At 55.5% G+C, this 5,532-nt stretch carries 3 rRNA genes; all 3 read right to left on the bottom strand.

Annotated features, from left to right (window positions below):
* Nucleotides 1-54 precede the first annotated feature (54 nt).
* Nucleotides 55-171 (bottom strand): 5S ribosomal RNA (gene rrf / locus HF323_RS15235).
* A gap of 122 nt (nt 172-293) precedes the next feature.
* A 23S ribosomal RNA gene (locus tag HF323_RS15230) occupies nt 294-3,399 on the bottom strand.
* 370 nt (nt 3,400-3,769) lie between these two features.
* A 16S ribosomal RNA gene (locus tag HF323_RS15225) occupies nt 3,770-5,292 on the bottom strand.
* Together the 16S, 23S and 5S rRNA genes form the textbook arrangement of a ribosomal RNA operon.
* Nucleotides 5,293-5,532: the final 240 nt, after the last annotated feature.

Below are 5,532 nucleotides of genomic sequence, written 5' to 3'. Positions count from 1 at the left end.
TCGCGTTAACGCGAAATGGCCACCCTGCGTTGGGTGGCCATTTCGGTAATGGAAGTCCGGCGGTGTCCTACTCTCCCACAGGGTCGCCCCTGCAGTACCATCGGCGCTGAGAGGCTTAGCTTCCGGGTTCGGAATGGGACCGGGCGTTTCCCTCTCGCTATGGCCGCCGAAACACTATTGATGTTTCAGTCTGCACCTAACAAAAGATTGTTGTGGTGCGGTTCTCGACCGTACATCGAGAACCACTCAGTGGACGCGGGCAGTCATTTCCACCCCGGTGAGGGGTGGGGGTGATTGTCAAGTCATCGGCTTATTAGTACCAGTCAGCTGCACGCATTGCTGCGCTTCCACATCTGGCCTATCAACCCAGTAGTCTGGCTGGGAGCCTCTCACCCCGAAGGGTATGGAAGTCTCATCTTGAGGCCGGCTTCCCGCTTAGATGCTTTCAGCGGTTATCCATCCCGAACGTAGCTAATCAGCGGTGCTCCTGGCGGAACAACTGACACACCAGAGGTTCGTCCAACCCGGTCCTCTCGTACTAGGGTCAGATCCTCTCAAACTTCCTACGCGCGCAGCGGATAGGGACCGAACTGTCTCACGACGTTCTAAACCCAGCTCGCGTACCGCTTTAATGGGCGAACAGCCCAACCCTTGGGACCTACTCCAGCCCCAGGATGCGACGAGCCGACATCGAGGTGCCAAACCATGCCGTCGATATGGACTCTTGGGCAAGATCAGCCTGTTATCCCCGAGGTACCTTTTATCCGTTGAGCGACAGCGCTTCCACAAGCCACTGCCGGATCACTAGTCCCGACTTTCGTCCCTGCTCGACCTGTCAGTCTCACAGTCAAGCTCCCTTGTGCACTTACACTCGCCACCTGATTGCCAACCAGGTTGAGGGAACCTTTGGGCGCCTCCGTTACTTTTTGGGAGGCAACCGCCCCAGTTAAACTACCCACCAGGCACTGTCCCTGAACCGGATTACGGTTCGAAGTTAGACATCCAGAGTGACCAGAGTGGTATTTCAACAACGACTCCACGGTAACTGGCGTCACCGCTTCAAAGTCTCCCACCTATCCTACACAAGCCACACCGAACACCAATACCAAGCTGTAGTAAAGGTCACGGGGTCTTTCCGTCCTGCTGCGCGTAACGAGCATCTTTACTCGTAATGCAATTTCGCCGAGTTCGCGGTTGAGACAGTTGGGAAGTCGTTACGCCATTCGTGCAGGTCGGAACTTACCCGACAAGGAATTTCGCTACCTTAGGATGGTTATAGTTACCACCGCCGTTTACTGGGGCTTAAATTCTCAGCTTCGCCTTGCGGCTAACCGGTCCTCTTAACCTTCCAGCACCGGGCAGGCGTCAGTCCGTATACATCGTCTTGCGACTTGGCACGGACCTGTGTTTTTAGTAAACAGTCGCTACCCACTAGTCTCTGCGGCCTCCAAACGCTTTCGGAGCAAGTCCTAATACGTCGAAGGCCCCCCTTCTCCCGAAGTTACGGGGGCATTTTGCCGAGTTCCTTAACCACGATTCTCTCGATCTCCTTGGTATTCTCTACCTGACCACCTGAGTCGGTTTGGGGTACGGGCGGCTAGAACCTCGCGTCGATGCTTTTCTTGGCAGCATAGGATCACCCACTTTTCATCCGCATCGTGTCTCAGCCTGTATGAGGAACGGATTTGCCTATTCCTCGGCCTACGCACTTGCCCCGGGACAACCATCGCCCGGGTTGGGCTACCTTCCTGCGTCACACCTGTTAATACGCTAACCGCACCAGCATGGGGTCGTGCGCTAGGCCCAGAGCGTCACCCCGAAGGGATCGGTCACTGGGATTCAGACACTTAGCACTACTGGGTTAGTTTGGGCGGTTCTTCGCCGGTACGGGAATATCAACCCGTTGTCCATCGACTACGCCTGTCGGCCTCGCCTTAGGTCCCGACTTACCCAGGGAAGATTAGCTTGACCCTGGAACCCTTGGTCTTTCGGAGGACGTGTTTCTCACACGTCTTTCGCTACTCATGCCTGCATTCTCACTCGTGTGGCGTCCACGGCTGGGTCACCCCGCCGCTTCACTCGCCACACGACGCTCTCCTACCCATCAACACGGCTGGACCACGAAGGCCTACCAATAATGTCAATGCCACAACTTCGGTGGCGTGCTTGAGCCCCGTTACATTGTCGGCGCGGAATCACTTGACCAGTGAGCTATTACGCACTCTTTCAAGGGTGGCTGCTTCTAAGCCAACCTCCTGGTTGTCTGAGCAACTCCACATCCTTTCCCACTTAGCACGCGCTTAGGGACCTTAGTTGGTGGTCTGGGTTGTTTCCCTCTCGACTATGAAGCTTATCCCCCACAGTCTCACTGCTGCGCTCTCACTTACCGGCATTCGGAGTTTGGCTGACGTCAGTAACCTGGTGGGGCCCATCGGCCATCCAGTAGCTCTACCTCCGGCAAGAAACACGCAACGCTGCACCTAAATGCATTTCGGAGAGAACCAGCTATCACGAAGTTTGATTGGCCTTTCACCCCTATCCACAGCTCATCCCCTCAGTTTTCAACCTAAGTGGGTTCGGCCCTCCACGACGTCTTACCGTCGCTTCAGCCTGGCCATGGATAGATCACTTCGCTTCGGGTCTAGGACATGCGACTGAATCGCCCTATTCAGACTCGCTTTCGCTACGGCTACCCCACTCGGGTTAACCTCGCCACATATCGCTAACTCGCAGGCTCATTCTTCAAAAGGCACGCTGTCACAGCTACCAGGGCTGCTCCAACGGTTTGTAAGCAAACGGTTTCAGGTACTATTTCACTCCCCTCCCGGGGTACTTTTCACCTTTCCCTCACGGTACTTGTCCGCTATCGGTCATCTGGGAGTATTTAGGCTTATCAGGTGGTCCTGACAGATTCACACGGGATTTCTCGGGCCCCGTGCTACTTGGGATACTCTCCACGCTGCGTCCGACATTTCGGTTACGGGGCTGGCACCCGCTCTGGCCGGCCTTTCAAGACCGTTCACCTATATCGACGCATCACGTTCACTGCTCGGCAGAACAGCACGGAAAGTCCCACAACCCCGAATACGCAACTCCTGCCGGATATCACACGTACTCGGTTTAGCCTGTTCCGGTTTCGCTCGCCACTACTAACGGAATCGCGGTTGCTTTCTCTTCCTGTGGGTACTGAGATGTTTCACTTCCCCACGTTCCCTCTACCCGCCCTATATATTCAGGCGGGAGTCACTGGGTCGGCACGCCGCCCAGCGGGGTTTCCCCATTCGGACATCCTCGGATCACAGTGTGCTTATCCACTCCCCGAGGCTTATCGCAGATTGCTACGTCCTTCTTCGGCTCCAGATGCCAAGGCATCCACCGTTTGCTCTTAAAGACTTGAAATCACATGAGCCAATTCCAAAAGAATTGTCTATCGTTTCGAGACGACCCCGAAGGATCATCCCTTTAAGATGCTCGCGTCCACTGTGTAGTTCTCAAAGTACGGGCGGTCCCCATCCCGCAGCCAGACCAGCCGGCATACAGAATGGGCCCAGAAGTCCCAGTCGCAGGATCACTCCCACACCCGGTCCCTCAGGACCCAACAGCGTGCACGCCCCGCCAGCATCACCCCCACCGTTCCAGACCCGAAGGCCGTACTAAGCAGAAGATCTCCCGAACGGAGCCTCGTCAAACGTTCCACCCATGAGCTCCCGGCAGACACATTCGGTCTGATCCGGGTTCTGGAAGGCCGAAGCCCTCAGATGCTCCTTAGAAAGGAGGTGATCCAGCCGCACCTTCCGGTACGGCTACCTTGTTACGACTTAGTCCTAATTACCGATCCCACCTTCGACGGCTCCCTCCACAAGGGTTGGGCCACCGGCTTCAGGTGTTACCGACTTTCATGACTTGACGGGCGGTGTGTACAAGACCCGGGAACGTATTCACCGCAGCGTTGCTGATCTGCGATTACTAGCGACTCCGACTTCATGAGGTCGAGTTGCAGACCTCAATCCGAACTGGGACCGGCTTTTTGGGATTCGCTCCACCTCACGGTATTGCAGCCCTTTGTACCGGCCATTGTAGCATGCGTGAAGCCCAAGACATAAGGGGCATGATGATTTGACGTCATCCCCACCTTCCTCCGAGTTGACCCCGGCAGTATCCCATGAGTTCCCACCATTACGTGCTGGCAACATAGAACGAGGGTTGCGCTCGTTGCGGGACTTAACCCAACATCTCACGACACGAGCTGACGACAACCATGCACCACCTGTTCACGAGTGTCCAAAGAGTTCTACATTTCTGCAGCGTTCTCGTGTATGTCAAGCCTTGGTAAGGTTCTTCGCGTTGCATCGAATTAATCCGCATGCTCCGCCGCTTGTGCGGGTCCCCGTCAATTCCTTTGAGTTTTAGCCTTGCGGCCGTACTCCCCAGGCGGGGAACTTAATGCGTTAGCTGCGTCACGGAATCCGTGGAATGGACCCCACAACTAGTTCCCAACGTTTACGGGGTGGACTACCAGGGTATCTAAGCCTGTTTGCTCCCCACCCTTTCGCTCCTCAGCGTCAGTTACGGCCCAGAGATCTGCCTTCGCCATCGGTGTTCCTCCTGATATCTGCGCATTCCACCGCTACACCAGGAATTCCAATCTCCCCTACCGCACTCTAGTCTGCCCGTACCCACTGCAGGCCCGAGGTTGAGCCTCGGGTTTTCACAGCAGACGCGACAGACCGCCTACGAGCTCTTTACGCCCAATAATTCCGGATAACGCTTGCGCCCTACGTATTACCGCGGCTGCTGGCACGTAGTTAGCCGGCGCTTTTTCTGCAAGTACCGTCACTTTCGCTTCTTCCTTGCTAAAAGAGGTTTACAACCCGAAGGCCGTCATCCCTCACGCGGCGTTGCTGCATCAGGCTTCCGCCCATTGTGCAATATTCCCCACTGCTGCCTCCCGTAGGAGTCTGGGCCGTGTCTCAGTCCCAGTGTGGCCGGTCACCCTCTCAGGCCGGCTACCCGTCGACGCCTTGGTGAGCCGTTACCTCACCAACTAGCTGATAGGCCGCGAGCCCATCCCAGACCAAAAAATCTTTCCAACCACTGAAGATGCCTTCGTGGTTCGTATCCAGTATTAGACGCCGTTTCCAGCGCTTATCCCAGAGTCCGGGGCAGGTTGCTCACGTGTTACTCACCCGTTCGCCACTGATCCACAGAGCAAGCTCTGCTTCACCGTTCGACTTGCATGTGTTAAGCACGCCGCCAGCGTTCATCCTGAGCCAGGATCAAACTCTCCATAAAAAAATGATGCAAACCAAGACCGGGAAAACGATCAAACGCTTGCGAGTTCGAAACTGACCAAAAACGAATGTCACTGACATCCATAAATTGATCCAAAGGAATCTCACCCAACCAAACAAATGGTCAGGACGAGGTTATTTGGCATTTGACAAGTGCACGCTGTTGAGTTCTCAAGGATCGGACGCACCCACCAACCAGCCACACAGACCAGCACAGCAGGGCAACTTCACAATCTTATCC

The organism is Microbacterium sp. MF43 (assembly GCF_012847295.1).
In the GTDB taxonomy this organism is placed as follows: domain Bacteria; phylum Actinomycetota; class Actinomycetes; order Actinomycetales; family Microbacteriaceae; genus Microbacterium.
The sequence above is the reverse complement of the archived record's forward strand: the minus strand, read 5'-3'. Positions and strand labels throughout refer to the sequence as shown.